Raw genomic sequence first — 26,577 nt, forward strand, 5'->3', positions numbered from 1 at the left:
ATGAATTGGAAAAAGATTTTTTTAATATTCGTAGTTTTTCTGACTTTTCTTGGAACTGGTAGTATTCTATCGAATGTCCAATCAAGAGAAGCTGATCAGCTACTTGAAGCTCATGGCTTAAGTAATAACACCAGACAATTGCAGGTTAATAGTAATAAAAGTGTTAGTTCGTTCTTACAATATTTAAATCAGTATTTTAAAAAGAATAAGATTCAGTTGCACTTAGATAATAAAAATGAGCAAGAACAAATCCTGGTATGGGCAAATCGGAATATCATTCCTTTGCCTACTGAATCTGGTAAATATTTTTCAATTGATGACTTTTCTGGTCGAGTTTCTTTTGCGGTTCTAGGTGCAAATTCTAAATACAAGACGCTAAAAGTTCAAGGAAATCAATACTTATTGAATCATGGCCACTACTATACCGTAATCGGCGAACTGAAGAATTTTAAACAAATTGAGCGTAATAAGTATTATTTGTCAACAGGTATTGATCAACCAACTGCCAAGAGTCAATTAAAGAACTACCGGATTGTGATTGATTCTTCACCAAAAGTGATTAAAAAATTAGCGCGGCATTATCATACTAAGGTAAGTACACCAGAATTTGTTAAACAACACCAAATTAAGCCATTTTCAGTTGTCAATGAGATTATCTTAATTTTGCTCTACTGGATTGTTGCCGTGATTGCTAATTTATTAATTATGATGATGCAGAAGCGGCAAATAACCCACCTCAAGGGCAAATTACTACGTAACTGGGTAATTAATCGCAGCTTGCGTTTAATCTTGATAGAGGGCTTATTATGCGTAATTGCATTCCTAATTTTATGGTGGAAAGCCTTCTTTAAGGCACCAGACCATTTGATCTTACTTTTATTCTTGAATTGGCTAATAGCTGTCATTGCTTACTTATTTGCTTGGTATATTTTCAAAAGAAAGGGACAAAAAGTTGTTAAACCTACCAACTAGTTTTAAAGAAAAATTTGAAAAACTTTTAGGCAAAGATGAAGCTGCTAAAATGTTTGCAGCAATAAATCAGAACACTAAAAAGGCTTATCGGGTTAACCCGTTAAAGGCGATTCAACAAGTTAGTTATGATCAAGATGAAGCAGTTCCTGATCTTGATAATGCCTATTATGGCGAAGTTAACGGTCAGGATCCAGAATGGGTAAGCGGCACGGTCTACTCGCAGGATCCTGCAGCCATGTTTCCAGCAAAGATTGCCAAAGTTAAACCAGGAGAAAAGGTCTTAGATCTTTGCGCTGCTCCAGGAGGTAAGAGTACTGCATTAGGACAAGCGTTAAAAGGCGAGGGCGTATTAGTCGCTAATGAAATCTCCGGCACTCGCGTGAAGGCTTTACGTGAAAATATCGAGCGATGGGGGATTAGCAATGCTTTAATTACTAATAACGATTCAGAAACTTTGGCTAAGAATTTTCCTGATTTTTTTGACAAAATCGTCGTTGATGCCCCATGTAGTGGGGAAGGGATGTTTCGTAAGAACCCCGATGCAATTAACTATTGGTCACCAGAATATATTTTAACCTGTCAAAGTCGGCAAAAAGAAATCTTGCAGCAAGCGGTCAAAATGTTAAAGCCGGGTGGAAAGTTGATTTATTCAACTTGTACTTTTTCTCCTGAAGAAGATGAAGAAATTGTCGCTTGGTTAGTTGAACAGGAAGGCTTTAAGGTTTTGCCAATTCCTGAAATAACTTCAACTAAAATTAGTCACGGTCATCCAGAATGGACTAACAGTAATTTAGTTGAATTAAAAGAGACTTTACGTTTTTGGCCTCAAGATAATGTTGGCGAAGGACAGTTTGCGGCTATCTTACAAAAGAGTGGCGAACCAGCTATGGTGAATGAGAAAAAAGTTAAGAAAAATATGAAAAATAAGAAAAAGCAACATAACAAACTAGCCTTAACAGTAGATGAACGCAAATTGGTTGGGGAAGTTCTGGATCAATTTGATTTACCAATTGCTTTAAAACAGTGGTCAAAACAGGCTTTAGTACGCCAGGATCATGTTTTCATTCCTGCATTAACTGATGAAAGTAAGTTACGCGGCTTAAAGATTGTTAATAATGGGCTAGAATTGGGCTTACTTAAGAAAAAGCGTTTGGAACCTAGTCATCAACTAGCCGAAGTTTTAGGTCAAGTATCACAGACTCGGGTTGTTGATTTAGCACAACGGGAAGACTATTTAAGTTATTTACATGGAGAAACCGTTAAGGTTGATACTAACTTAAAGGGATTTGTGCTAGTGAGTTATCAAGATTTAATTTTTAGTTTTGGTAAAGTCACAGGTCAAAAAATCTTAAAGAACTTTTATCCTAAAGGATTGCGTATTCTAAAGAAAAACTAACGTAAAAAGATCTGGGAATTTTCCCAGATCTTTTTAAATTAATTGTTCAATCTCAGTTTTTAATGGTAAATCAAAATAAGATTTAATTTTTGTGACTTGCTTTATTTCAGAAACACCGTAAACCGCAAACAAAGCCGCTAATTGTTGTTGCCAATTTTTGATCATTTGTAATAAATAATCCTGATCATGTTCAGTTAAAGCTTGTAAAAAAGTATTAGCTACTCCAACAGCTTTTCCGCCTAAGACCAATCCCTTTAAGACATCAAGGGGATTTCTAACACCACCAGAAACTATAAAGTTGACAGCTTCTTTTTGCGCCATGAGAGCAGAAATAACGGTCGAAAGCCCCAGTTCTTCTAAGTAGGACAAATCAAGCTGATTACGAGAATTTTCGATTTCAGCAAAATTTGTACCACCTTTGCCTGCTACATCAAACCAAGTGAAGCCTTCATTTTTTAGGTGATGAATCGTAGCTTGATCTAAGCCAAAACCCACTTCTTTAATGATCACTGGAACAGTGACTGTTTGGCGAATTTCTTGTAAATTTTCTAACCAAGTAAAATTCCGATCGCCTTCAGGCATTGCAATTTCTTGCACGGTATTTAAATGAATTTGCAAGGCGTCAGCTTGTAACTGCTCAACTATTTCTTTAGATGAAGAGGCTGGAGTGGCCGGATTAACATTAGCAATAACGATCCCATCTGGATTAGCCTCACGAGCAACATCAAAGCTTTCTAGTTGGTCTTTTTCTTTAACCAAAATACTTGCTGAACCTAAGGCTAAAGCAATCTTCGTTTTACGTGCTACTTCTCCTAAAGCGCGATTAATTCCTAAAGACTTAGTTGAACCGCCAGTCATGGCATTAATAAAAAATGGGGCAGCAACTTGTTTACCAAACAGACTTGTCTGAATACTATTCAAATCAACCTTAGTTTCAGGAAGAGCAGGGCGCAACAGTTGCATCTGATCAAAACTATTGCTTTTCTTTTTATTAAAAAACATCTGAGCTAATGCCAGATGTTCTTCTTTTCTTTCAGATCTTTTAGACATAAAAACCTCTGTTTTAATGGGCGAAGTTAATTTGATGAACATGGAAGTTCAATGGTAGAATACCATTCTTTTGCCATTCTTGCTCTAAAGCAGCAACATTCGTCTTCTCGTCAGTAATGACAATTCCACAATCACCGTTACCAGCGCCAGATGTTTTTGCAGCACCACTAAATTTTTCGGCAATGTTAATTAACTTAGTTAGGCGAGGGATTTCGATAGCGATATGATTAATCTTCGCAAAATGTTGTAACAATTTACGGTTAATCTTAATTTGTTCTTGAATTAGGGCAATGTTACTCTTTTCAAACCCTTCAACCATCTTCAAAACGCAACGACGAGAATTTTGTAAGAAAGTTTGATATTCAGTCTCTAAAGCATCCTTATTTGCATTAGTTTCATCTACCAGGCGAGAAGTAGAAGCGGGCTTTTGACTCCAACCGATCATTAACTTCATCTTTTTTGGTGGAGTTAAAAGTTCAATCTTTAAATCCGGCCAAGCTTCATTAATCACACTTGAAAGTGATTTAGTAGCTAATTCATGTTCAAGCCACTTTTTATCAAAGGTTTGGTAGGCTAGCCAGCCACCATAAACACTAGCAGCAATATCACCAGCTGAACCATTACCTTGGACAGAATAGTGTGAGATAGCAGAAAGTTTATAAACTAATTCATTGCTAAATTTAACACCATAGAACCGTAAAATGGCTTTAACAGTGGCAACAGTGACAGCGGCGCTTGAGCCTAAACCATATTTCTTACCATCAGCAGAGTCTAAATCTGAATTAACATGTAAATCATAAACATTCATCTTGATGTGTTGTTCAAGACAGTATCTTTCAGTATAAGAAATAGCCGATAAAATATACTCAAATGGGTTATCACGATTATCAATTACCATTCTTGAGCCTTTACGAACCCAATGAATTGAATCTTGTGAATACTGTTTGGAGTGAATTAAACCTGTACCGGTCTTATTTTCTGAAATTGATACACGAACGAATTGATTTACGGCAACCAAAATAGCAGGGCAATTTGGTTCTAAAACTGCATATTCACCGGCAATATATAACTTACCGGGAGCTTTTTCTACTATCAAAGAATTTAATCCTCTAATCTATTAAGCTTTCAATCTACGATTAGTCCAAATAAGAAATACCTGGACCAAAACTTGCATTCACTATCTTAACATTATTAAATTGCGACTCAAAGTTTTTTTCGATATCTTTTACATTTTTTAAGGGTGTTAGTATTTTAACATTTGGTCCAGCATCAATTGTGTAATAACATTCAATTCCTTGTTTTCTTAATTCATGCACTAATTTAATTGCCTTAATTGTATTAGGTTCAAAATACGTAAAGCCAGGTTGTGCCGTTAAATTAATAGCATGCATTTCGTTAGCGTTTAATTCAGCTAATTCTCCTAAACTAGTAAAATTATTAGCTTCAATTGCTTTAACCATTTCTTTTAATTCAGCATCATTGCGCTTAATCCACGGAGTAAAGAAAGGTGAGGATTGTGCATCCTTCATCCCTTGCGTAGAAGACAACTTCTTGGGCTGTTGATTCAATTCAACTGCTAACAAATGCAAATCCATTTTTGGCGTTTCATCAATCGCATAAGCATATGAACTCTCATCGTCTGTCCCTTTTTGCCAAATTGCAAAACCGCCAAAAACCGAGCGACTAGCAGAGCCGGATCCTAATCGAGCTAAGCGTGATAATTCTTTCGGCGTAACTTCTAATTGATAAAATTTGCAAAAAGCAGCTGCTAAGGCCGCAAAAGCCGAACTTGAAGAAGCAAGACCAGCAGCAGTGGGCACATGATTAATTGAATGGACTGAAAGTGGATCATGAAGGTCAAACTTTTCTTGTAAAAGCGTAAGATAGTTAAAAACTCGTTGAGCAGCTTGACCACTTTGTTTTTGCCCATTTAGATAAAATTCTGAATTCTCTTCAGCTCTTTCAATAGTTGTGTCAGAATAAAAAGCATCTAAAGTCATTGAAAGACTAGACATTAAAGGTAAGCGTAACTTAGCATCAGCTTTACCCCAGTATTTAATTAGCGCAATATTTGTATGCGCCCGTGCGGTTGCTTTCATTGACTATATCTCCTCAATCCAATAATTACTAATTAATTCTTTGCTTGCCGCAGCAATCTTTTCAGCTTGCTCAGGACTAGTGCAAAGGGCAATAACGATACCACCTAAGCCGCCACCAGATAATTTGAAACCTAGAGCATGATTTGCCAAAGCAATTTCTCTTAATTGATCAATCTTACTCGTTGATAAGCCAAAACTGGCCAAGATCTCTTGCGCTTGGTTAAAACAACTTCCAACTGCGGCTTGGTCTTGTTTAAGCCAAGCTGCTTGAGTTTGATCAGCTAACTGGCCTAATTGAGCTAATTTTTCTTTAGCAGCTTGAGTTTGATCATATTGCTGACGAACTTTAGTAACAGCTTCTTTAGTATTGCCCAACTGCCCAGTATCCATAATGAGTAAAGTCCCATTTAATTTTGCAGACAACTTTTTAGGACCATCTTGTTTATTAAAGAAGACTAGGTAATCAGAATTAACCGTCGCCGCATCTAAGCCAGAAGCCTTGCCGTGATTGATCATTTCTGCATGATTAGTAATTGCCATGATCTCTGCTTCTGACAAATTTAACTTAAAATAATCATTCATGGCATTAGTTGTACCTAGAGCAACGGTAGCACTAGAGCCAAAGCCTCGTTCCATCGGAATTTCACCGGTATAAGTAATCTTTAAATTAGCATCACTATTAGTTTTTTGGAGCATAGTTTTGACCACATATTTAAGACCATCATATTCAGCTGGTGCTTCAAAAAAAGGACCATGATATTTTTGGGTATCCATCCACATTTTTTCACTGGCTTCAACCGTGGTCTTAATATGTAGTGACTTAATTGGCAAGCAAAGGGCATTGTAGCCATAAACAACAGAGTGTTCACCAATCAAGATCACCTTACCATGAGCTAAATAACTAGACTTCATTTTTATTCCATCCTTAATCACTAATATTTCATCCTTAATCACTAATATTTCATGAATAATACTCCTATGCTAAAATATAGAAATAAGGAGTTACGAACAAATGATCAAAATTATTACAGGAAGACAAACCGACCCATTACAAGAAAAAATTCTGGAACAGGCAGTAGCAAACTACAAGCAACATCCAGAATATGAAACTTTTATCATTGTCCCAAATCACATTAAGTTTACCACAGAAATTAAGGCAATAAACAAACTTGCTATCAGTGAACAAAAAACAGTTACTTCTGTTAAGAATCTGCAAGTGCTCTCATTTTCGCGGTTAGCTTGGTATTTCTTAAAAGATGCTGAAGAGGGATTACCAACCCAGCTTGATGATGCGGCGGGAGCAATGCTCTTAGCTAAAATCATTAGTCAGAAGAAAGATGAATTACTACTATTCAGAAATGTTACAGTCAATTCTGGTTTAGTTAAGCAGCTTTATAACACAATTCTTCAATTTCACAGTGAAAATGTCGATTTTGATGACTTCAACCAAACTAATCTAACCGTTGAAGCTAAGAATAAAATTCACGATTTAAGAATTATTTATTATGAATTCATGGAACAGATTTCGGGGAAATTTTCAACTAAAAATGAAGTTGAATTGCAATTAAACACAATTTTAAATAAACGAGATCTGTCTAAAATGAGTTTTTACTTTACTGACTTTTCTCACTTTACGCCGCAAGAGAATTTAACCTTGCAACTATTAATGCGTCACGCTAAGGACGTTACTTTTGCCTTTAAAACAAAAGTTGGCAGTATCAATCCTAATACTCAAGCAGGAGAGTATGACTATGTCATTCAGCAAACGATTAAAAAGATCACTGACTTCTTAGATGCCCAAAAATCAGAATATACAGCCACAGCTTTCCCTGTTGCCCCTAAGCAGAGCAGTAGAGAAGTATTAAACACGGTCTGGATTAACGGTAACATTGCCCCTAATCGTGACTTAAAACAAATCCAATTAATTAAAGCTGACTCTCGTTATGCAGAAGCTTATTTTGTAGCGCGGACGATTTATCAACAAGTGGCCCTGAGCAACTACCGCTACAAAGATTTTTTGATTTTAGCACCTAATCTTCATGAATATGAAACTTATTTAATTCCAATTTTACGACAAAACAAAATTCCATTCTTTAACGACCTACAACAAGAGATGAAATACCATCCCTTAGTTGTTTTGATTGAAAATATTGCGCAGTTAATCAAAAGGCCATTGCAAACGCAAAATATCATCACTATCTTAAAAACTCGTCTACTAATTCCGTCTTGGTATCAAGATGAGGCCGCATATTTACACGATGTCGATGAATTAGAGAACTTTGTGCTTGCTCATGGGATTAACCACCAATATTGGCATAAAAACTTTGACGACTATTTGACTGCAGAGGTTATTCGTTTAGATAAAATGCCCGAAGAAGTGGCTAAAATTGATAAATTACGCAATTTCATTATTACTAAGCTAACTAAACTGCTTAAGGAATTAAAAAATGAATCTGACAGTCGACGGGCATTAACAATTTTCTTTAACTTTCTAACTGATAACGGTGTGCCTAAACGACTAGAACAATGGCGCGATGTCGCTAACGACTATGGTGATTTACAACAAGCACAACAACCTGAACAGTTGTGGAACTTATTAATTCAGCTGCTAAGAGATTATCTCTTGATTAATCCTAAAGAATTTGAAATTAACGGCTTTTTTGAGATGCTCAATACTAGCTTTAGGGAAGCCAATTTCTCGCAAATTCCGTCAACACTCGATGCAGTCAACCTTTCAGAAATAGGGATGGTCCAAAACAGTGGCTACAAGCAAGTTTTCATTATTGGCGCCAACAGTGGTAATTTACCTAATATTCAGAAGACACCTAGCTTTTTAAGTTCAGAAAACTTGGAAAAGCTGTCTCAAGCCCTTAACAATCATGCTTCTCTTGAAGATGCGCAAAAGTTAAACAACTTAGATCAAAACTATCAATTTGGTTTGGCGCTGGCGTTAGCTGAAAAGCGAGTTTATCTTTCTTATCCAGTTTTAAATGCTGCTAACGAACAACTAGAGCCTTCACTATACTATGAACGGTTAAAAGCTTTAGGAGCAAACGAATTAACGCAACATGATTTACCTGAAAGAACTCAAGATATTTTATCGTTTATTACTAATTCAGACGCTAGTCTTGGTTATTTAGCATATTTAAATACAATTGAGCCATCTAAAGCGGTGACTGAATTACTTGCCATCACTAAAAAACACATCCCAGAAAAGACTGAAAAAGTGCTAGCAGCTAGTGATTTTGACAATACGCCTAAAGATCTCGGCCCAGACTTGGCGCAAAACTTGTATGGTCAAAACTTAAATTCATCGGTCTCCCAGCTAGAAACTTTTTACCAAAATTCTTATGAGTACTTCTTAACTTATGGTTTACGCCTGCATCGCCGCTTCGAAAACGAATTAGATGTGATTCAAGCTGGAAATTATTTTCACGAAACCTTTGATCGTTTAGTTAAAGAGTTAAACCAGCAACATTTAGATTTAGCCCAAATCAATCAACAAGAATTAGGACAACTATTGATAACTGCGCGGCAAAAGATGCAAGAAGAAGGGAAATATGCGCAATTAATGACTGATCCTTTCAATCAATTCTTATTCAAATGTCTTGATCAAACTACATCTAAAGTTGCTTATAATTGGCACCGCAGTTTAAAGCAGACACCATTAAGAGCTAAATATTCAGAACTTAGTTTTGGTTTAGGTGAAAAGGTCCAAGGCTTAAGTCTTGAGGTGCCAGATCTAGCTGGTAAACACGTGGTAGACTTGCGTGGAAAGATGGACAGAGTAGACTTAGCACCGATGACAGAGCATAATCAAGTTTTAGCCCAAGTTATCGACTACAAATCTTCTGCTAAGAACTTTGATTTAGGCCTGTTTTATCATGGAATAGCCTTACAGATGGTTTCTTATCTTGATGTTTTAAGCCGTAATGGAAAGTTCTTTGCAGGGCAGCAGGAATTATCCTTACTAGGGGCCTTTTATCAAACAGTAACTAGACAACTTGAACGATTAAACAGTAGCAGTTTATTTGACGCTCATCTTAATCTGAAAGAAAGTGCGATTGATAGTAAGCCACAACTAATGTATACCGGTCTAATTGCAAATGATCCTGAATTGCTAGATGAAGCTGAACCTTTATTAAATGGTTCTCACTCAACTTCATCGCAATTATATAAACAAGTTAAAACTAAGAAAGATGGGGATTTTAGCTTGCCTAAAGATCGCAACTTTAGTGAAGACGAAATTAAGCTTTTACTTGATTACGATGAATATCTCATCAAAGAAGCATCCCATCAAATTTTGTCAGGTAAGATTGAATTAAACCCATACCGATACGGCAAGAGCAAGAATGCTTTAACCTATTCAGATTATCGTGATATTTTCTTCTTTGATGCCATGCTGAGACAAAATCAATATCATGAGATTGATAAATTATCGAAGAAAGAATTACTAACCCAAATCAAAGCTAAACTACAGAAAGAGGATTAACAAGCAATGCCTTTTACCAAGGAACAAGAACAAGCAATTAATGATCGCGGACATGATATTTTGGTGTCAGCTTCTGCTGGTTCAGGAAAGACTACAGTTTTAGTTCAACGCGTGTTAAAACAAATTTTATCAGGAACAAGTGTTGATCAACTATTAGTGGTCACCTTTACCAAAGCTGCCGCTGAAGAAATGAAAACCCGGATCAAAAATGAATTATCACAGGCTTTAAAGCAGGCTGACCAAAATCAGGATTATTTACGCGAACAATTAAATCAAGTTGATACTGCCAATATTTCTACTATTGATGCTTTCTGTTTAGATGTGATTCATCGTTTTTATTACGTAGTCGATCTTGATCCCAGTTTTAGCATTTTGACTGATGAAACACAAGCTGCCTTATTAAAAGAGCGAGCTCTAAAGGAAATTGAAGCGGAAAAACTAACTGCCAAGGATCAGAATTTTATTGATTTTTACCAGAATTTTGCTGGTGATCGGGATGCTGACGCTGCCCGCAACCTATTATTAGATTTGTACGACTTTGCCATGGCTCGTCCCAATTATCAACGTTGGTTAACCAAGTTGGCCCAAAGTTATGAAATAGGGGATAAAGAATTAGTTCAAACCAGGCTTTGGCAAGAGAAAATTAAGCCATATTTAGTCACCACCTTTAGTGACTTGCAAAGTAAAGTACAAAAACTACTTGATATCCCCATCATTGAAACCAAAGAATTAGCTAAGGTAAAGGATAATTTTGCCAGCTTTTCGCAAAAACTTGATTCTTTTGTGACTGCTTTAAAAACTGATCAAAACTACGATCAGTTGCAGTCTTTATTGCGCAATTGCCTTTTTCTTGGTCGCTACAGCAAATCAAAAAAGTGGGATGAAGATCTCATTGAATTCTATGATGAAAGTCAAGCCTTGAAAAAAGAAGCTAAAGATCAAGTATTTGAGACTTTTACTTCTTTCTTTGCTACTAGTGAAAAAGAACAAGTTGAATTAATGAAAAAAGGACAGCGACTGATGATGACCATCAGCCGAGCAGAACAGGATCTAATTGATCGCTTTAATTCATTCAAACGTGCTGAGAACCTGCTTGATTATAGTGATATGGAACAGTTAGCTTTCAAGATTCTTAGTCAAGATACCTCGACTTCTCAAGTAGCACGCGATTTTTATCAAAACAAATTCAAAGAAATCCTAGTCGATGAATATCAAGATATTAATGCCTTGCAAGAAAATATTATTCAATTACTGAAAAAAGAGCACCAAAACACTCTCTTTATGGTGGGGGATGTTAAGCAGTCAATTTATGGTTTCCGTCAAGCTGAGCCAAGTTTATTCCTGAAAAAATATCATAATTACGGTAATGATGATCTTGCTACTAAACGCATCCTTTTATCAGATAATTTCCGTTCCACAGAAACTGTCGTTGACTTTGTGAACGATTCATTTAATCCAGTTCTTAGTCGTGATTTTGGAGGAATTGATTATCAAAAAGAGGGTCGACTTATCTATGGCGCCTCCTATTATCCAAAGCATCTGGATAAAGCTAGTGAAATCATTTTTCACGAAAAACAAAGAACTAGTAGTGATAATGATGATGACGAAAAAGACGATTTAGATTTTGCCGAAATTCAGATGGTTATTGCCCGCATCAAGCAATTTAAAGAAGAAAAATTGCAAGTTTATGATGCACACTCCCACGCTTTACGTGACTTTAGATACAGTGATATCGCAATCTTAACGCGAAGCCGGAGTGACAACTTGCAGATCATGCAAGAATTTGCTAAAAGCAAGATTCCGTTATTTGTTACTGATGCAGCCAATTATTTTCAGACTTTTGAACTAACGGTCATGATGGATTATCTGAAAATTATTGATAACCCAGATCAAGATATTCCTCTAGTTGCAGTTTTGCGCTCGCCATTATTTAGCTTTGATGAAGTAAAATTAGCCCAAATACGAGTTAATAGCAAATATACCAGCTTCTATAATGCCTTACTTGCGTATGTTGGCAAAAGGGATGCTTTAAGTAAAAAAGTCGGTGATTTTTTAAATCAACTAGAAGATTTGCGTAATTTTGCTAGTAACCACCGGATTTCAGAATTAATCTGGAGCATTTATGAACGCACTAGTTTATTAGAAATTATGACAGCTTTACCGAATGGGGAACAAAGAAGAGTAAACCTGGAAGCTTTATATGAACGAGCTACTTCATACGAAAGTGCCGGCTTCAAAGGATTGTATCAATTTATCAATTTTATTAATCGCATGCGTCAAAGTAAAAAAGATTTGGCCCAGCCATTATTAACTAAAGAAGCGGGAAACAGTGTCCGCTTAATGACCATTCACGGTTCTAAGGGACTTGAATTTCCAATTGTCTTTTATGTTGGGCTCGAGCATAAGTATCAAATGCGTGATTTAAGGCAGAATTACATCATTAACGACAACAATGTTGGCTTAACAATCAAACAACCAGAATATCGCGTTGATTCCTTAGTTAAAGCGATTGGAAATGTCGAAAAGAAGGGACAAATTCTTAAAGAAGAAGCCAGAATTCTCTATGTTGCTTTAACTAGAGCAAAGCAAAAGCTTATCTTAGTTAGTGATATCAGTAATTTGGCTAAAAAGATCCAAACTTGGTCCGCTGCCTTAAATAATCAAGGCAATTTACCTTTGGCTACAAAATTATCAGCCACTAGTCCTTTAAGTTTTATTGGACCTAGTCTTGATTTAGGCCACCATTTAACACAGAAGATTTCAGAAATTGATAGTGAAATTGATCAAAACGAAAAAGTTCTATATATTAAATATGATGAAGCATTAACCATCACGACAGACGAAGACAAAACTGATGATGTGAATGAGCAGCAATTTGATTTATTAACTAAAACAGTCAACCAACTTTATGACTTCAGATATCCATTTAAAGATGCTAGTCAAACTACGGCTTATCAGGCGGTTTCAGAGATTAAGCGTGCTTTCAACGATCCAATTGTTAAGGAATTAGAAAATGCGCGCTTAGATGCTTCTACCAATCGTTACTTACAGCCAATTGATACAAAACCTAACTTTTTATTTGAGACTAAGTTTACTGGGGCTGAAATGGGGACGGCTACTCACCTTCTTTTGCAGTATTACGATTATACTGGAGCAGGGGATGAAGCAAGTTTAAAGCAAGAGATTCAAACTTTAATTGATCATAAGAAACTTAATCCAGAAATAGTTGACAGCATTTCGTTAGATGAAATTGAATGGTTCGTTCATAGCGACTTTGCTAAAGGCTTTTGGGAACATCCCGACCGACTTAAACGAGAAGTTGATTTTTCAAGCTTACTTGCAGCTAAGACTTTATTTCATAATTTTAGTGATCCCAATGCTAAGATCCTGGTTCACGGGACAATCGATGGGTATTTCATCACAAATGATGGTATTATTTTGTTTGACTACAAAACTGATCACGTTGATCAAGCTCATTTGGAACTGGCAATTAATAAGATAAAGGCTAAATACACTGGTCAGTTGCGGCTATATGAACAAGCCTTAAATGAATTTAGCTCACAAAAAGTAATTGGAAAATACTTAATTTTACTTGATGCTAAGAAAATTGTCGCCGTCGATTAGATATAATTAGATGATGAAGGGAGAGATGCACATGGCCCAGATTTTTGCTCAAGATACTTTTGCTGTAGTAGATCTAGAAACTACTGGCACCCAACGCGAAAATGATAACCATATCATTCAATTTGGCTGTGCAATTATCAAAAATAGGAAAGTTGTTAAAACTTACTCCTTTATGATTAATCCTCACCGTGAAATACCATTATCAGTGCAAAATCTTACCGGAATCCATGATGAAGACGTTAAAAACGCTAAGGATTTTGACTATTTTGCGCCTAAACTTACCGCTATTTTAAAAGATGCAGTTTTTGTGGCCCATAACGTTGACTTTGATTTTCCATTTTTAAATTATGAATTAGTCCAACACGGTTATGAAGCACTAACTAATCGCGCAATTGATACTGTGGAATTAGCTAAGATTGCTTTTCCCACTTTACCTTCCTACAAGTTAAGTGATCTTACATCCCAATTAGCAATTAAGCATTTAAATCCGCACAAAGCGGATTCTGATGCTTATGGAACTGCTATTTTATTATTAAAGATCTTTGAGCGTTTAGAACAGCTGCCACAAGCAACTTTGAATACATTAAGTTCACTTGCTCAAGGATTGGTACGAGATACGTCCTGGGTGATTACCACAATTGCAAATAATTTACGACAAAAAAAGCGGCCGCTAGCTAAGAATTATATGCAAGTCAGAAATATCGTGCTTCAAAAGCAAAATAATCAAGTCGATTCTAGCAGCGATAATAATCATCATTTTCCTGAAGAAGATGAAGCCAAAAAACAGCTTTTCAAACGGCACTTAAATTATCGTAAGGCACAGGTTGCTTTAATTAATCATCTTCATCAATTCATTACTGACCCTAATCAACGGGCCATGTTAGTTGAAGCGCCTAATGGGACGGGGAAGACTCTCTCATATCTTTTTAGCTATGCTTATCAACTTTATTCAAGTCGCAAATTAGTCATCGCCACTCCCACAAAAGTCCTTCAAGAACAGATTCTTCAACATGAAATCCCACAGGTGCTGAAGATTACTCAGCTCGATTTAAAAGCTGAAGTGGTTAAATCAAGTAGTCACTACATTGACCTAGATGGTTTTGTTCAGAGTTTGTTTAACGGGACGCCAAATAAGCCAACTTTAGTTTTACAAATGCAGATTTTAGTATGGTTGACTGAAACTAAAACTGGGGATTTAGACGAATTGCAGCTGACTAGTTACAAAGCACCGTTGTTCGTGCAGATCTCTCATCCAGGGGATGCTCGAGTAGGTAGTAAATTCGCTGAAGCAGACTTCTGGAACTTGGCACGTGCTCGGCAAGAAGCAGCGGATATTTTAGTAACCAATCATGCCTATTTAGCTAACCATTACATGGACACAATTTGGGGACAAAATCCTTACTTAGTAATTGATGAAGCCCACCGTTTTACTGATAACGTCATTACTTCTAGAAATGACTCATTACAATTTGAAGCACTGTGGGGTACATTAAGCCACTTACGTAATTTGCTATATTATGCCGATGATGGTGTACAAGTACAATTTTCAGAAAACGTTGATTTGAACTTCTTGTTAAAGAAATTAAATCCTGAAATTCTCGAACTGATTAATCAAATTAATAATTTACAGAAAATACTTTACAACCAACGGCAAAACTCGATTAATCAAACAATCTTAGCCAATGGTAATTTGGAATTGAGTTTTCAAGGAAAAGGACTATTCCCTAAAAATAGTTCCTTCCTTGAAGGATTAAATAAATTTGTAAAGCAATTGGAACAAGTCAGAGATGAAACTAATCAAATTCTATTTTATTTGTATCAAAATGAAGATATTTCTGGCTTTCAAGAATTATTAAATGAGATTACCGACCAGATTGATCGACTTGATTATTATTCAGAAAAAAGTTACCAATTAACTGACTTGATTAGTAGTGATAGCTTAGATCAAGAAGGTTTCATCCTAATGATTACTAGCCCTGAGGATCCTTTAAGTACAAACCTGCATTGGCTGATGCTTGATGTTTCTGATGAATTAACTCAAATTTATTCTCGCTTTGATCACTTGCTCTTTGTCAGTGCCACGATGACAACTAATGGCAATTTTAAGTACATTATTAATCGTTTGGCTTTAACTGATCTTCATCCCGAAACTTACATTGGTAAGAGTACCTTTAATTTCAAGAAGCACTTGGAAGTTTTAGCTGTTAAAGATTTACCAGGACCAAATAGCGAAGAATATGACCAGGTTCTACAAAAAATTATTAGCCAAAATTTGGAACACAAAGATCATGTTTTAGTACTGATGACTAATTTAGAGAAAATTAGGGAACTATTTACCGCGATTATCAATGAGCCGGCACTAAAAGATTTTGAAATTTTAGCTCAAGGACTTTCTGGTTCAAATAACCGAATTGCTAAACGCTTTAGTATTGCCAAAAGAGCAATTATTTTAGGTGCAGACAGTTTCTGGGAAGGAATTGATTTTCATAATTGTAAAATCAACGTTGTAATTGCAACTAAGCTTCCCTTCGAGTCTCCAGATCAACCAGAAGTAAGGCTAAGACAGAAGAGCTTAGAAGATCAAAAGCTTAATGTTTTTCAAAATGATAGCTTACCTCGGGCCTTGATTCGGTTTAGACAGGGAATGGGACGGCTGATTCGCGGAGAAAAAGATCATGGTCAATTTGTGATCTTAGATTCACGTCTATGGACCAAAGATTATGGTAAAGTATTTCTGGATGTTATTCCGGTAAAAGTTGAACAAGTAAAGCAAAAGGAATTAAAACGTAAGTTAGATAATTATGATCAGAGACGACACAAGACAAACCATTAAATTCGTAATTGGAGTAATTATAGCTGCGATAGTTTTTTATCTTGCTAGCATTTTTGTTTTTTATCGTGCGGGTACGCCTAGCCGCGTGAATGATCAAAAAATTACCCAATTAGCCCAGCAAAAGACTCCAATCAAAGTTGTACAAAAATATTATCACTTAGACCGCGGCGTAAATAGTTATTCTCTCAAAGGAACCAATAGTCGCGGGGAAGTTTATTACTTTATTTATTTGCCACACTCTCAACATGCTTATTTGTATTCCGGAAAAAGAGGAGTTAGTGCAAGTAAGGTGAGAGATAGCTTTTCTCAAAGACATGCTGGTCAAAAAATTACCGCGGTAAATTTGGGCTGGTATGAAGGAAAGCCTGTGTGGGAAGTTAGCGCCAAGAACGCAGAAGGTAATTTAGCTTTTGCCTTATATGACTTTAAAAATGGAAATGAGTTAAACTCAGTCGATAATTTATAAAAACTTTGGTATGATAGTGACAGTATAAAGTTAAAAAGGTGGATAGGATTTTATGACAGAATTGATTTCAATTAAAGATTCTTCCAAACATGTTGATGAAGAAGTAAGAATGCACGTTTGGTTGACAGATAAACGTTCAAGCGGAAAGATCATTTTCTTACAATTACGTGATGGTACCGCATTTTTCCAAGGTGTTATTCGTAAAAATGATGTTTCTGAAGAAGTATTCGAAACAGCTAAGACTTTACGTCAAGAAGCAAGTTTTTACATTACAGGGACTGTTCACAAAGATGAACGTTCTCACTTTGGCTACGAAATTCAAATTACCGACCTTGAAGTAGTTTCAAACAATGAAGGCTACCCAATTGGTAATAAGGAACACGGGGTTGACTTCTTACTTGATCACCGTCATTTATGGTTAAGATCTAAGAAGCCATTTGCAATCATGCAAATCAGAAACACCATGTTCAAGGCAACTGTTGATTTCTTTGAAAAAGAAGGCTTCATTAAGTTTGATGCCCCAATTTTCATGCACTCAGCTCCAGAAGGTACTACTCAATTATTCCACGTAGACTACTTTGACCATGATGCTTACTTATCACAATCTGGTCAATTATATGGTGAAGCTGGTGCCATGGCTTTTGGTAAGATCTTTACCTTTGGTCCAACTTTTAGAGCTGAAGAATCAAAGGGCCGTCGTCATATGACTGAATTCTGGATGATGGAACCTGAAATGGCTTGGATGCACCAAGATGAATCATTAGACTTACAAGAAAGATACTTGGCTTACATGGTAAAACAAGTATTAGACAAGAATGAATATGAATTGAAGATCTTAGGCAGAGATCCAGAAAAGCTTCGTCCAACTACTGAAGGTAACTTCGTTCGTTTACCTTATGACGATGCTGTTAAGATGCTTCAAGAAGCTGGTCGTGACTTTAAGTGGGGCGATGACTTTGGTGCTCCAGATGAAGGTTACATTTCTGAACAATATGACCGTCCAGTCTTTATCGTCAACTATCCAACCTCAATCAAGCCATTCTACATGAAGAAGAATCCAGATAATCCTAAGGAATACTTATGTGCTGATGTAATCGCTCCTGAAGGTTACGGTGAAATCTTTGGTGGTTCAGAACGTGAAGGTAACTACGAAGTTTTGAAGCAACAAATTCTAGATGCTGGTCTTAACCTTGAAGATTACCAATGGTACTTAGACTTACGTAAATTTGGTGGTGTTCCTCACTCAGGCTTTGGTATGGGCTTTGAAAGAACAATTGCTTGGGTATGTCACCTTGATCACATTCGTGAAGCTATTCCATTCCCAAGATTGATCAACAGAATGCAACCTTAATAAAAATAGTTATAACTATATAAAAAGAGTCTGGAAAATAACTTTCCCAGACTCTTTTTTGAGAGGGTGACTTTATGAAGTATAAGGATTATCGTAATATTGGTTTTACTACTTTACCCAATGGACTGATTGCTTATTATTCGCAAATCGGAATTACTGATGCACAAATGTTGTTAATTTTGCAACTGGAAGCTTTTGCTCAAAGAGATGAACTTTTTCCCGCAAACGATAAAATCGCAGCCAATACAAATTTCTCGGCTAACGAAGTTGCTGCTTTAATTCAGCAACTAATTGATCAAAAAGATTTAATTATTGAACAAACAACCGATAGTCAGGGAAAAATTGGCAATCGCTATAATTTAGATAATTTATACGATAAATTAGAGCAATACTTAGATTCGCATATTCTGGTCAAGAGCAAGAAAAATAATGAACCAGCTAAAGTAGCCGATGACTTAGAAAACAATCCGTTAAATCGTCTTTCACGACAATTTGAAGTGGAATTTGGTCGCTACTTAAGTCCGATTGAACGAGAAGAGATCGCTTCTTGGCTAAGTGCAGATCATTATAAACCTGAAATTATCGAGTTAGCTTTACGAGAAGCGGTTCTTTCACAAGCATATAGTTTAAAATATGTGGACCGGATTTTACTAAACTGGCAAAGACATAATTTAAAAACAAGTACAGAGATTAAGAATTTCTTACAGAGGAATCGTTAAATGGTAGCAGAAAAATTATTAAGTGATCAACAGGCGCGTGAAGTCCTAGAGCGCATCGATGCCATGTATCCGGAAGCAAAAAGTGAATTACATTGGGATAATAACTTTCATTTGTTATGCGCCGTTTTAATGAGTGCACAAACAACTGATAAAATGGTTAACCGGGTAATGCCTAAATTTATGGCAGATTATCCTACACCGGCAGCCTTAGCCCAAGCACCAATTGCTGAAATTGAAGATCATATCAAACAAATTGGTTTATACAAATCAAAAGCTAAGCATTTGAAAGAAACCGCTCAAATCTTAACTAACAAGTATCATGGTAAAATTCCTCAAGATAAAAAGACACTAATGACTTTACCTGGAGTAGGAGAGAAGACTGCAAATGTTGTTTTAGCTGAAGGCTTTGGCGTACCTGCAATAGCTGTTGATACTCATGTCTCACGGATTTCTAAGAAATTTCATATTGTGAATGCTAAAGCAACACCACATGAAGTCGAAAAAAGGTTAGAGGAACTTTTACCCAAAGACAAGTGGATTCATACTCACCATGCTATGATTTTCTTTGGCCGTTATACCATGCCAGCAAGAGCTAAAGATGAAGACCCATATTCTTATTTACCACCGAAGAAATAGTCAAAAAAACGCTTGGAAATTAAATTTCCAAGCGTTTTTTATCAATATTATTCTTTATCTTTTTGTCCTTTATTATCCGAGTTTTCGGTTCGACTAGAATTAGTGTTAGCTGATGACTGCTGCGAACTTGAAGATTGAACTCGACTAGATGATTGCCGATTATCTGCTCGTTCATTACTACTTGATTGAGTCGTTGAACCGCTGTTATTTACTGCTGAAGAATAATTGGTATTATTAGTTGCACTACTTTGATGATTAGTGTCACTTTCTTCATCATCTTCGTCGTAACTAGCAGAATCATCGCTAATACCGGCTGGCGCATGTCCTCTTACAAATAATTGCCAAACACCATTATTACCAGTCGCAACTTCTGGTGGATTAGAATTCTTAACAATCCGAGCACGGATAACTGAAGATGGCTTTTGCCAATTTAGATTTGGCTTATTACGCATTAAGTAAGTCATCATACTCTTATACATCAATTGGGCAGATTGTTGACCGATACCTGCAATTGTCCCATCTTTCAGATTGTCATATCCTGTCCAAATTCCTAGTACATAACTTCTTGTGTAACCAACAAACCATGAATCTTTAGGTGTGGAATTGTAAGCAGGGTACTTAGCCAAATCCTGTTCTGAATATTTAACCGTCCCAGTTTTACCAGCTTGGTAAAGATCAGGAATTTTTGCATGAGTCCCAGAACCTGATTTAATTACACCTTTAAGCATATCAGTAATCATGTATGCGGTAGATTTCTTCATTACTCTTACACCGCCAGAATCATAATTACGAGTTAAACCATCAGGAGTTTCGATCTTAGAAACAAATTGTGGCTTGTGGTAAATCCCATCGTTAGCAAAAGCACTGTAAGCACCAGCCATTTGTAAACTTGAAGCATTAGCCCCAATCGCTACGGACAAGCCTGAATCAGCTGGAACATTGACACCCATTCGTCTAGCAAAAGCAGAGGCACGTTTAACACCTACTTTAGCTAAAGTTTTAACTGCTGGCACATTTCTTGATTGCTCCAATGCATACCGCATTGTCATATCGCCTTCGTACTTATTATCCCAATCATACAATTGAATATTAGTACCAGGGTAAACATACTTACTATCGTCTAAAATCTTCGCAGTTGACCAGTTTAAGTATTGAATCGCTGGACCATAATCAAGAACAGGTTTAATTGATGAACCAGTCGAGCGACCTGTTTGAACGGCCCGGTCAAGTCCTAACTGAACTGATGGCAAGTGCCGACCACCTAAAATAGCAACCACATGACCATTAGTAGGATCTACAACGGTAGCACCAATTTGCATCTTATCATTTGTAAAGGGAACAGAACCGTCATTAGCCAGTTGGTAAAGCTTATTTTGTGCTTTTTGATTGATATTGATCGTAACTTTCAAATTATCGTTGTAAGGATCAAAGCCCTTAGCTTTGACCTCGTTGATTACTTCTTTGATATATGGATCGTCAATCTTTCTAACTTTTGATTCACTATCAGCTCTACGTTTCCGCAAACCATGTTTAATACTTTCTTTGACAGCCTGATCATATTGCGCATGTGTAATCTTATGATTGTTAAGCATTGCCTTTAATACGATATCCCGGCGATATTTTGCCTTGGCAGGATATAAGTATGGATCATAGATTACTGGAGCGTTTGGCATTCCTGCTATCAAAGCTGTTTGTGCCAAGTCTAATTTTTTCAATGGTTTATTATAGTAATAATTAGCAGCGGTTCCCATGCCATAATTACCATAATTCATAAAGACCTTGTTAATGTAAAACTCCAGAATTTGGTCTTTACTGTATTCACGTTGAACCTTCATTGCAATCCAGGCTTCTTGGGCCTTACGCTTTAAAGTCCGTTGCGAAGCAGCGGTGGAGAAAGCCGTTAACTTAACCAATTGCTGAGTAATAGTCGAGCCACCAGCTGCGATACTATTACTTTTAGCGTTAGTTAACAAGGAAGCGATAATTCTAACTGGATCAACACCAAGTTTATCTTGATAAAAACGCTTATCTTCAACAGAAACAATGGCATTCTTTAACTGAGTTGGGATTTGATCATTTTTAACATAAATTCTTTTTTCAGAACCTAAAGATAATAAAAATTTGCCATCAAGTGTGTATAAACTTGATGTTTTACCACTTTGAAGTTGATCTTGACTGACATTTGGAGCATCTTTGGCATAGTAAGCAAACAGCCCAATTCCTGAAACAACAACCAATAAGATGATTAAGAAGAACCATTTAATAATTCTTGACCAAATATGCCGCGATGGTTTTCTCTTATGATAATTACTACGAGATTCTCTTTGCATATTTCTATTTGCCATTTAATCTTTTCCTATCTTTAATAAAATGATCAACAGCCTCTATATAAGGTAAAGTAGGGTGAAATCCACTTTTAATTTCAACTGAATGATCTTCTATTTCTTTTAAAGTCAACGAACTTTTATTCTTTGTTTTCCAAGCTTGGATGACAAAACTAGCAGGAGTAACAAAATAACGATCTAAACTAGTAAAACCGATGATTGTAAAACAAATTCCTTGTTGTTTTAAGCACTCATCAAGGTGATAGATTTGGTGTTCATGAAAGTTTTTCAATGGAAAATTAGTTTTATTTTTTGTTTCCTTAGCTTCAAAATCCAAATAATAACCTTGATAAACACCATTATAGTCAGTTGTCGAAGCTTGCCTAAAGTAAGCTTCTCTGATTACAGCCTTAGACCTTTTTGGATAATCAACCTTGACAATTTGAATTGGCGTAGGCTTCTTATGAACAACGGCAATTTCTTCACTAAGATAATACTTATTAGACTCATTAATTTGTTGCTCAAGCGTCATCCCACGATCAGAAAAGTTAACACCTTTCTTATGGTGATAAGAACGTTTTAGAGTTGGCTTCTTTTGCACTGGTTTTCTAAATGCGGCCAGGCTACCGCTAGGATATTTGACCATCAACTTCACTCCTGTTAGCATTATAACAATAAAGACACGGTTTTTGAACAAAAGGGGGGGACGTTTTGCGATATGCAACGCTTATGGATTACTGGCTACCGTAGTTATGAATTGAATGCCTTTAGCGATAAAGATCCAAAAATTACGGTTATTAAGTACGCACTAAAAAATTATTTAACTAATCTTCTGGAAGATGGGGAACTAGACTGGATTATTACCGGTGCCAATTTAGGCGTTGAGCAGTGGGCAGCAGAAGTCGGGTTAGAGTTGCGCGAAGAATATGGTGTTCGTGTCTCCGTCATGATTCCATATGAAAATTTTGCTGATCGCTGGAACGAAAACAATCAAGCTAAATTCCTTAATTTAAAAGAAAAGGTTGATTTTTTCGCTTCTACCTCCAACTTACCTTATAAAAATCCAGGTCAATTACGTAATTATCAAAACTTTATGGTCCTTCATACTGACCGTGCCTTAATGATCTATGATGAAGAACATCCTGGTAAACCAAAGTTTGATTACAATTTAATAAGAAAATATCAAGAAGAAAAGGACTATACCTTAGATTTAATCGATTTTTATGATTTACAAGATGCAGCAGAAGAATATGCCGAAAATCATCCCCAGAAAAAGTTTTAAACTTTTCCTTAAACCCTAATATCTAATTCCATGTTGCGAGCGTTTTTGCTAAAATAAAAATGAATGTAAAGGAGTTGTCAGTAAATGGCAAATTTAAATGATATTAAATTATCTTCACAAGATATATTAAAAAAACAATTTAGAAGTAAAGTTAAAGGATATGATCCGGATGAAGTCGATACTTATCTAGATCAAATCATTTCTGATTATGAAACTTTCCATCAAATTATCGAAGATCTATATGGTCAAATAGGTAATTTGCAAAGAGAATTAATGGACGCCCAACAAGAACAAAAGAAGGCTGCTCCAGTTGAAAAAGAAGCTGATGAAGTAAGAACATATACTCCAACCAAGAGACGGATGCCTGTTCATCAATTTAACGATGAAGAGGAGAATGAACAAGGTGAAATCTCAACTAATATGGCAATCATTCAACGAATTTCAACTCTTGAACGAAAAGTTTATAATCTTGAACAACGAGTTTATGGATTAAAATAGTAAGTTTTGCTATAATGGCTAATAGTGTAAATTTTGAGCAGTCGCGGTTAGCTTTTGCTAGCTGAGGAAAGTCCACGCACGCACAAGCTGCGATGCTTGTAGTGATCGTATTCAGCTCAACAAGCTGGAGAATATTTTTTTAATATGACGGCGGAAAAAGTGCTAAGTCTTCGTGATATGCATGACTATCCTGAAAAGTGCCACAGTGACGTAGCAAAATTGGAAACAATTTTGGTGGAACGAGGTAAACCCTGCGAGTGTGCAACCCAAATTTGGTGGGGGCGTCTCGACCTAAGAAAATGAACTAAAGGTCGGATTATTGCTCTAAGCAATAAAGATAGATGGCTGCTAAAGATAATTTTTGCCGAAGATTATTGGAACAGAACGTGGCTTATAGAAATTTACACTGGCAGAGAGTTGAGCTTCTTTTGGAGTTCAACTCTTTTTTTAGAGGAAATTATAAGAGAGAGTTTAAATGAAAAAATATCAACTTTATGCAACGATGGGCGCTGGCTTTGAAAGTGTAGTTGCTAAAGAACTACAGAGTTTAGGCTATCAAACCCAAACTGAAAATGGTCGTGTCTTCTTTGAAGGAAGCCAAGCTGACATTGTTAAAACCAATTTATGGTTACGTACGGCTGATCGCATCAAAATTTTATTAAAAGAGTTCAAGGCGATGGACTTTGATACTTTATATAATGAAGTCTACAGCTATGATTGGGCTGAATTATTGCCAGTGGATGCTAAATTTCCAGTTCAAGGACGGGCAGTCAAATCAAAGTTGCACTCAGAGCCTGACGTTCAATCAATTGTTAAAAAAGCAATTGTTGACAAAATGGTTGACCAGTATCATCGTCGCGGCTTTTTGCCAGAAACAGGCAGTGAATATCCACTTGATGTCCATATCTACAAGAATCGAGCTCGTCTATCTTTAGATACAACGGGAGCCAGTTTATTTAAACGTGGTTACCGGGTTGAACATGGTGGCGCACCTTTAAAGGAAAATTTTGCTGCTGGTTTGTTAAGACTAACACCATATAACGGAACACATCCGTTAATTGATCCGATGACTGGTTCTGGGACTTTAGCAATTGAAGCTGCTTTGATTGCTAAAAATATCGCTCCAGGAACTTGGCGCAAGTTTGCTTTTGATAATTTTGATTGGTTTGATCCACAACTTCATCCAGCCGCAGTCGAAGAAGCTAAAAGTTTAGTTAAACCACTTGAAGCACCTATTTGGGCTAGTGATATTGATCAATCTATTTTGGAAGTAGCTAAACTGAATGCCCATAATGCTGGTGTCTTGCAGGATATTCGCTTCAAACAAGTAGCAGTGAAAGACTTTGCCACTGATCTTAAAAATGGAATTATTATTGCTAACCCTCCTTACGGTAAGCGACTAAAGGACCGCGAATCTGCGGAAGTTCTATACCGGCAAATGGGAGATGTCTTAAGTCCAATGATCAGCTTTAGTCAGTATTATTTGACAGCTGATCCTAATTTTGAAAAATGTTTTGGCGCAAAGGCAACTAAGAAGCGCAAATTATTTAATGGTAATTTACGAGTAGATTTCTATCAATATTGGGCAAATAAAAATGATTACAGATGATCTCAATCCTGAAATTTGGGTAATTTCAGATACACATTTAATAGCGGACAGTATGCACGATAATGGGCAAGCTTTTTCTCGAATGCAGAAAACTAGCCAAGGTAAGGATCTTTATTATCAAGAAAGTGTCCTCAGGGCTTTTTGCAAGATGGCACAAGAAAAAAAGCCGGCTGCCATTGTCGTCACTGGGGATGTAACTTTTAATGGTGAAAGAGTTTCTGCAGAAAAATTTGCGGAAATTTTTAAGCCCTTAAAAGAGACCAAATTATTAGTCGTGCCAGGAAATCATGATATTTTTGACGGCTGGGCACGCGACTTCCGTGGTAAAAAGCAGTTCTTTGCTGGAGAAATCAGTCCGATGTTTTGGAAATCAATTTTTTCTAAGACTTATCGTTTAGCTGAAAGCAAAGATCCTAGTTCATTGGCCTACAGCGTTCAGCTAAATCCACAATATTACTTGATCATGGCTGATTCTAATTACTATGGCAAAGAAGAAACAACAGAAGCCCCACATACTAGAGGTGGAATTAGTAAAGACGAATTGAAATGGATCGAAGGGCAGCTTAAATATGCTAGTCAACATCAATTGCGGCCAATCTTGTTCATGCATCATAACCTTTATGCTCATAATCCAGCCGTTGACAAGGGTTATGTACTTGATGATGCGGTGGAAGTGCGTCGTTTGTGTGCCCGTTTCAATGTTAAGTTGGCCTTCTCAGGTCATATTCATGCCCAAAACATTATGGGACCACAAGGTACGACACCAACTACGGAAGTTGTAACGTCTAGTTTTTGTTCAAACGATCAAGGCTATGGAGTGGTTAGATTACACAGCCGGCATATTACTTACGTCAGAAAGAACTTCGATATGCGGCCGTATCTGACCGATGAAGAAAAGCAAAACTACACTTTGATGCATTTCCATAATTATCTAGAAAACTTACAATTAGGGTCAATTGCAGCTGATTTAATGCAAAGTGACATTAGAAAGTATCATAATGATATGGACTTAGTACGGGAAATGGGGCACTTATTCGCTCAAATGAACTATAACTATTACACCGGTCATAATCATATGAAGCCGGCAAAATTAGCCAAGATTCACAGTACTGAAGCTTATAAGACTTTAATCAAACAACATCCCGAATATCGTCTTTATTTAAAGACACTTTATGACACAAGTGATCACTCTAATTTACAAGTAAAAATTCGCTATTAAGGTGAGA

Annotated in this window: 19 protein-coding genes and 1 other RNA gene; 14 read left to right on the forward strand and 6 right to left on the reverse strand. The window is 36.5% G+C overall.

The features are described from left to right. Complete coding sequence (locus EJK17_RS00130) at window positions 1-972, forward strand: hypothetical protein (RefSeq protein WP_103661208.1); 972 nt, start codon at window positions 1-3, stop codon at window positions 970-972. Continuing rightward, window positions 953-2,368, forward strand: coding sequence for an RsmB/NOP family class I SAM-dependent RNA methyltransferase (locus tag EJK17_RS00135; RefSeq protein WP_103661207.1), 1,416 nt, complete (start codon window positions 953-955; stop codon window positions 2,366-2,368). The genes EJK17_RS00130 and EJK17_RS00135 overlap by 20 nt, the downstream gene beginning before the upstream one ends. A 33-nt stretch (window positions 2,369-2,401) precedes the next feature. On the opposite strand, the gene fni is transcribed toward EJK17_RS00135, so the two are convergent. Genes fni through mvk form a run of 4 tightly spaced genes read right to left on the reverse strand, consistent with a single transcriptional unit; the run spans window position 2,402 to window position 6,429 of the window. Then, window positions 2,402-3,418: a type 2 isopentenyl-diphosphate Delta-isomerase gene (fni, locus tag EJK17_RS00140; RefSeq protein WP_127796089.1), complete on the reverse strand. Its 1,017-nt coding sequence runs from the start codon at window positions 3,416-3,418 to the stop codon at window positions 2,402-2,404. A gap of 13 nt (window positions 3,419-3,431) precedes the next feature. After that, on the reverse strand, window positions 3,432-4,514 hold the full coding sequence (locus EJK17_RS00145) for a phosphomevalonate kinase (RefSeq protein ID WP_127796090.1): 1,083 nt from the start codon (window positions 4,512-4,514) through the stop codon (window positions 3,432-3,434). Between the two features lie 40 nt (window positions 4,515-4,554). Continuing rightward, entirely contained in the window at window positions 4,555-5,517 is a 963-nt protein-coding gene (gene mvaD, locus EJK17_RS00150) for a diphosphomevalonate decarboxylase (RefSeq protein WP_103661204.1), read from the reverse strand. Window positions 5,518-5,520: 3 nt separating this feature from the next. Then, window positions 5,521-6,429 carry a mevalonate kinase gene (mvk, locus tag EJK17_RS00155; protein WP_103661203.1) on the reverse strand — a complete coding sequence of 303 codons (909 nt, stop codon included), beginning with the start codon at window positions 6,427-6,429 and terminating at the stop codon, window positions 5,521-5,523. 100 nt (window positions 6,430-6,529) lie between these two features. Between mvk and EJK17_RS00160 the strand changes: the two genes are divergently transcribed. The 7 genes from EJK17_RS00160 to nth all read left to right on the forward strand — a co-directional run bounded on the left by EJK17_RS00160 (window position 6,530) and on the right by nth (window position 19,638). After that, on the forward strand, window positions 6,530-10,009 hold the full coding sequence (locus tag EJK17_RS00160) for a PD-(D/E)XK nuclease family protein (RefSeq protein ID WP_103661202.1): 3,480 nt from the start codon (window positions 6,530-6,532) through the stop codon (window positions 10,007-10,009). Window positions 10,010-10,015: 6 nt separating this feature from the next. After that, window positions 10,016-13,633 carry a helicase-exonuclease AddAB subunit AddA gene (addA, locus tag EJK17_RS00165; RefSeq protein WP_103661201.1) on the forward strand — a complete coding sequence of 1,206 codons (3,618 nt, stop codon included), beginning with the start codon at window positions 10,016-10,018 and terminating at the stop codon, window positions 13,631-13,633. A 31-nt stretch (window positions 13,634-13,664) separates the two neighbouring features. Further along, window positions 13,665-16,466 (forward strand): helicase C-terminal domain-containing protein, encoded by a 2,802-nt coding sequence (locus EJK17_RS00170; RefSeq protein ID WP_127796091.1) that lies wholly within the window; start codon window positions 13,665-13,667, stop codon window positions 16,464-16,466. An 85-nt stretch (window positions 16,467-16,551) separates the two neighbouring features. Next, a complete protein-coding gene (locus EJK17_RS00175; protein ID WP_369823583.1) occupies window positions 16,552-16,932 on the forward strand; it encodes a hypothetical protein in 381 nt (126 codons plus the stop codon). Between the two features lie 52 nt (window positions 16,933-16,984). After that, a complete protein-coding gene (asnS, locus tag EJK17_RS00180) occupies window positions 16,985-18,283 on the forward strand; it encodes an asparagine--tRNA ligase (protein WP_103661198.1) in 1,299 nt (432 codons plus the stop codon). A 74-nt stretch (window positions 18,284-18,357) separates the two neighbouring features. Continuing rightward, window positions 18,358-19,002, forward strand: a complete 645-nt coding sequence (locus EJK17_RS00185; protein WP_103661197.1) for a DnaD domain protein — start codon at window positions 18,358-18,360, stop codon at window positions 19,000-19,002. After that, complete coding sequence (nth, locus tag EJK17_RS00190; RefSeq protein ID WP_103661196.1) at window positions 19,003-19,638, forward strand: endonuclease III; 636 nt, start codon at window positions 19,003-19,005, stop codon at window positions 19,636-19,638. 47 nt (window positions 19,639-19,685) lie between these two features. On the opposite strand, the gene EJK17_RS00195 is transcribed toward nth, so the two are convergent. Then, window positions 19,686-21,983 carry a PBP1A family penicillin-binding protein gene (locus tag EJK17_RS00195; protein WP_103661195.1) on the reverse strand — a complete coding sequence of 766 codons (2,298 nt, stop codon included), beginning with the start codon at window positions 21,981-21,983 and terminating at the stop codon, window positions 19,686-19,688. Then, entirely contained in the window at window positions 21,973-22,608 is a 636-nt protein-coding gene (recU, locus tag EJK17_RS00200) for a Holliday junction resolvase RecU (RefSeq protein WP_103661194.1), read from the reverse strand. Before recU ends, EJK17_RS00195 begins: the two co-directional genes overlap by 11 nt. 72 nt (window positions 22,609-22,680) lie before the next feature. Here recU and EJK17_RS00205 point away from each other — a divergent pair, with 72 nt between their 5' ends. The 5 genes from EJK17_RS00205 (at window position 22,681) to EJK17_RS00225 (ending at window position 26,570) form a co-directional block, all read left to right on the forward strand. After that, a complete protein-coding gene (locus EJK17_RS00205) occupies window positions 22,681-23,244 on the forward strand; it encodes an SLOG family protein (protein ID WP_103661193.1) in 564 nt (187 codons plus the stop codon). A gap of 84 nt (window positions 23,245-23,328) precedes the next feature. Beyond that, window positions 23,329-23,742 (forward strand): DivIVA domain-containing protein, encoded by a 414-nt coding sequence (locus tag EJK17_RS00210; RefSeq protein ID WP_103661192.1) that lies wholly within the window; start codon window positions 23,329-23,331, stop codon window positions 23,740-23,742. Window positions 23,743-23,771: 29 nt separating this feature from the next. Continuing rightward, an RNA gene (gene rnpB, locus EJK17_RS00215) (RNase P RNA component class B) lies at window positions 23,772-24,141 on the forward strand. A gap of 76 nt (window positions 24,142-24,217) precedes the next feature. Further along, a complete protein-coding gene (locus EJK17_RS00220) occupies window positions 24,218-25,351 on the forward strand; it encodes a THUMP domain-containing class I SAM-dependent RNA methyltransferase (protein WP_103661191.1) in 1,134 nt (377 codons plus the stop codon). Continuing rightward, a complete protein-coding gene (locus EJK17_RS00225; protein ID WP_103661190.1) occupies window positions 25,338-26,570 on the forward strand; it encodes a metallophosphoesterase in 1,233 nt (410 codons plus the stop codon). Before EJK17_RS00220 ends, EJK17_RS00225 begins: the two co-directional genes overlap by 14 nt. Window positions 26,571-26,577 lie beyond the last annotated feature (7 nt).

It is taken from the genome of Lactobacillus xujianguonis, assembly GCF_004009905.1.
Lineage (GTDB): Bacteria > Bacillota > Bacilli > Lactobacillales > Lactobacillaceae > Lactobacillus > Lactobacillus xujianguonis.

What these genes read in the sequence shown, in the direction of transcription:
- EJK17_RS00225 (WP_103661190.1), top strand. Translation starts at nt 25,338, where the DNA reads ATGATTACAGATGATCTCAATCCTGAAATTTGGGTAATTTCAGATACA.
- mvk (WP_103661203.1), bottom strand. Translation starts at nt 6,429, where the DNA reads ATGAAGTCTAGTTATTTAGCTCATGGTAAGGTGATCTTGATTGGTGAA.
- fni (WP_127796089.1), bottom strand. Translation starts at nt 3,418, where the DNA reads ATGTCTAAAAGATCTGAAAGAAAAGAAGAACATCTGGCATTAGCTCAG.
- asnS (WP_103661198.1), top strand. Translation starts at nt 16,985, where the DNA reads ATGACAGAATTGATTTCAATTAAAGATTCTTCCAAACATGTTGATGAA.
- EJK17_RS00130 (WP_103661208.1), top strand. Translation starts at nt 1, where the DNA reads ATGAATTGGAAAAAGATTTTTTTAATATTCGTAGTTTTTCTGACTTTT.
- EJK17_RS00220 (WP_103661191.1), top strand. Translation starts at nt 24,218, where the DNA reads ATGAAAAAATATCAACTTTATGCAACGATGGGCGCTGGCTTTGAAAGT.
- EJK17_RS00195 (WP_103661195.1), bottom strand. Translation starts at nt 21,983, where the DNA reads ATGGCAAATAGAAATATGCAAAGAGAATCTCGTAGTAATTATCATAAG.
- addA (WP_103661201.1), top strand. Translation starts at nt 10,016, where the DNA reads ATGCCTTTTACCAAGGAACAAGAACAAGCAATTAATGATCGCGGACAT.
- recU (WP_103661194.1), bottom strand. Translation starts at nt 22,608, where the DNA reads ATGGTCAAATATCCTAGCGGTAGCCTGGCCGCATTTAGAAAACCAGTG.
- EJK17_RS00160 (WP_103661202.1), top strand. Translation starts at nt 6,530, where the DNA reads ATGATCAAAATTATTACAGGAAGACAAACCGACCCATTACAAGAAAAA.
- EJK17_RS00210 (WP_103661192.1), top strand. Translation starts at nt 23,329, where the DNA reads ATGGCAAATTTAAATGATATTAAATTATCTTCACAAGATATATTAAAA.
- EJK17_RS00185 (WP_103661197.1), top strand. Translation starts at nt 18,358, where the DNA reads ATGAAGTATAAGGATTATCGTAATATTGGTTTTACTACTTTACCCAAT.
- mvaD (WP_103661204.1), bottom strand. Translation starts at nt 5,517, where the DNA reads ATGAAAGCAACCGCACGGGCGCATACAAATATTGCGCTAATTAAATAC.
- EJK17_RS00205 (WP_103661193.1), top strand. Translation starts at nt 22,681, where the DNA reads ATGCAACGCTTATGGATTACTGGCTACCGTAGTTATGAATTGAATGCC.
- EJK17_RS00170 (WP_127796091.1), top strand. Translation starts at nt 13,665, where the DNA reads ATGGCCCAGATTTTTGCTCAAGATACTTTTGCTGTAGTAGATCTAGAA.
- nth (WP_103661196.1), top strand. Translation starts at nt 19,003, where the DNA reads ATGGTAGCAGAAAAATTATTAAGTGATCAACAGGCGCGTGAAGTCCTA.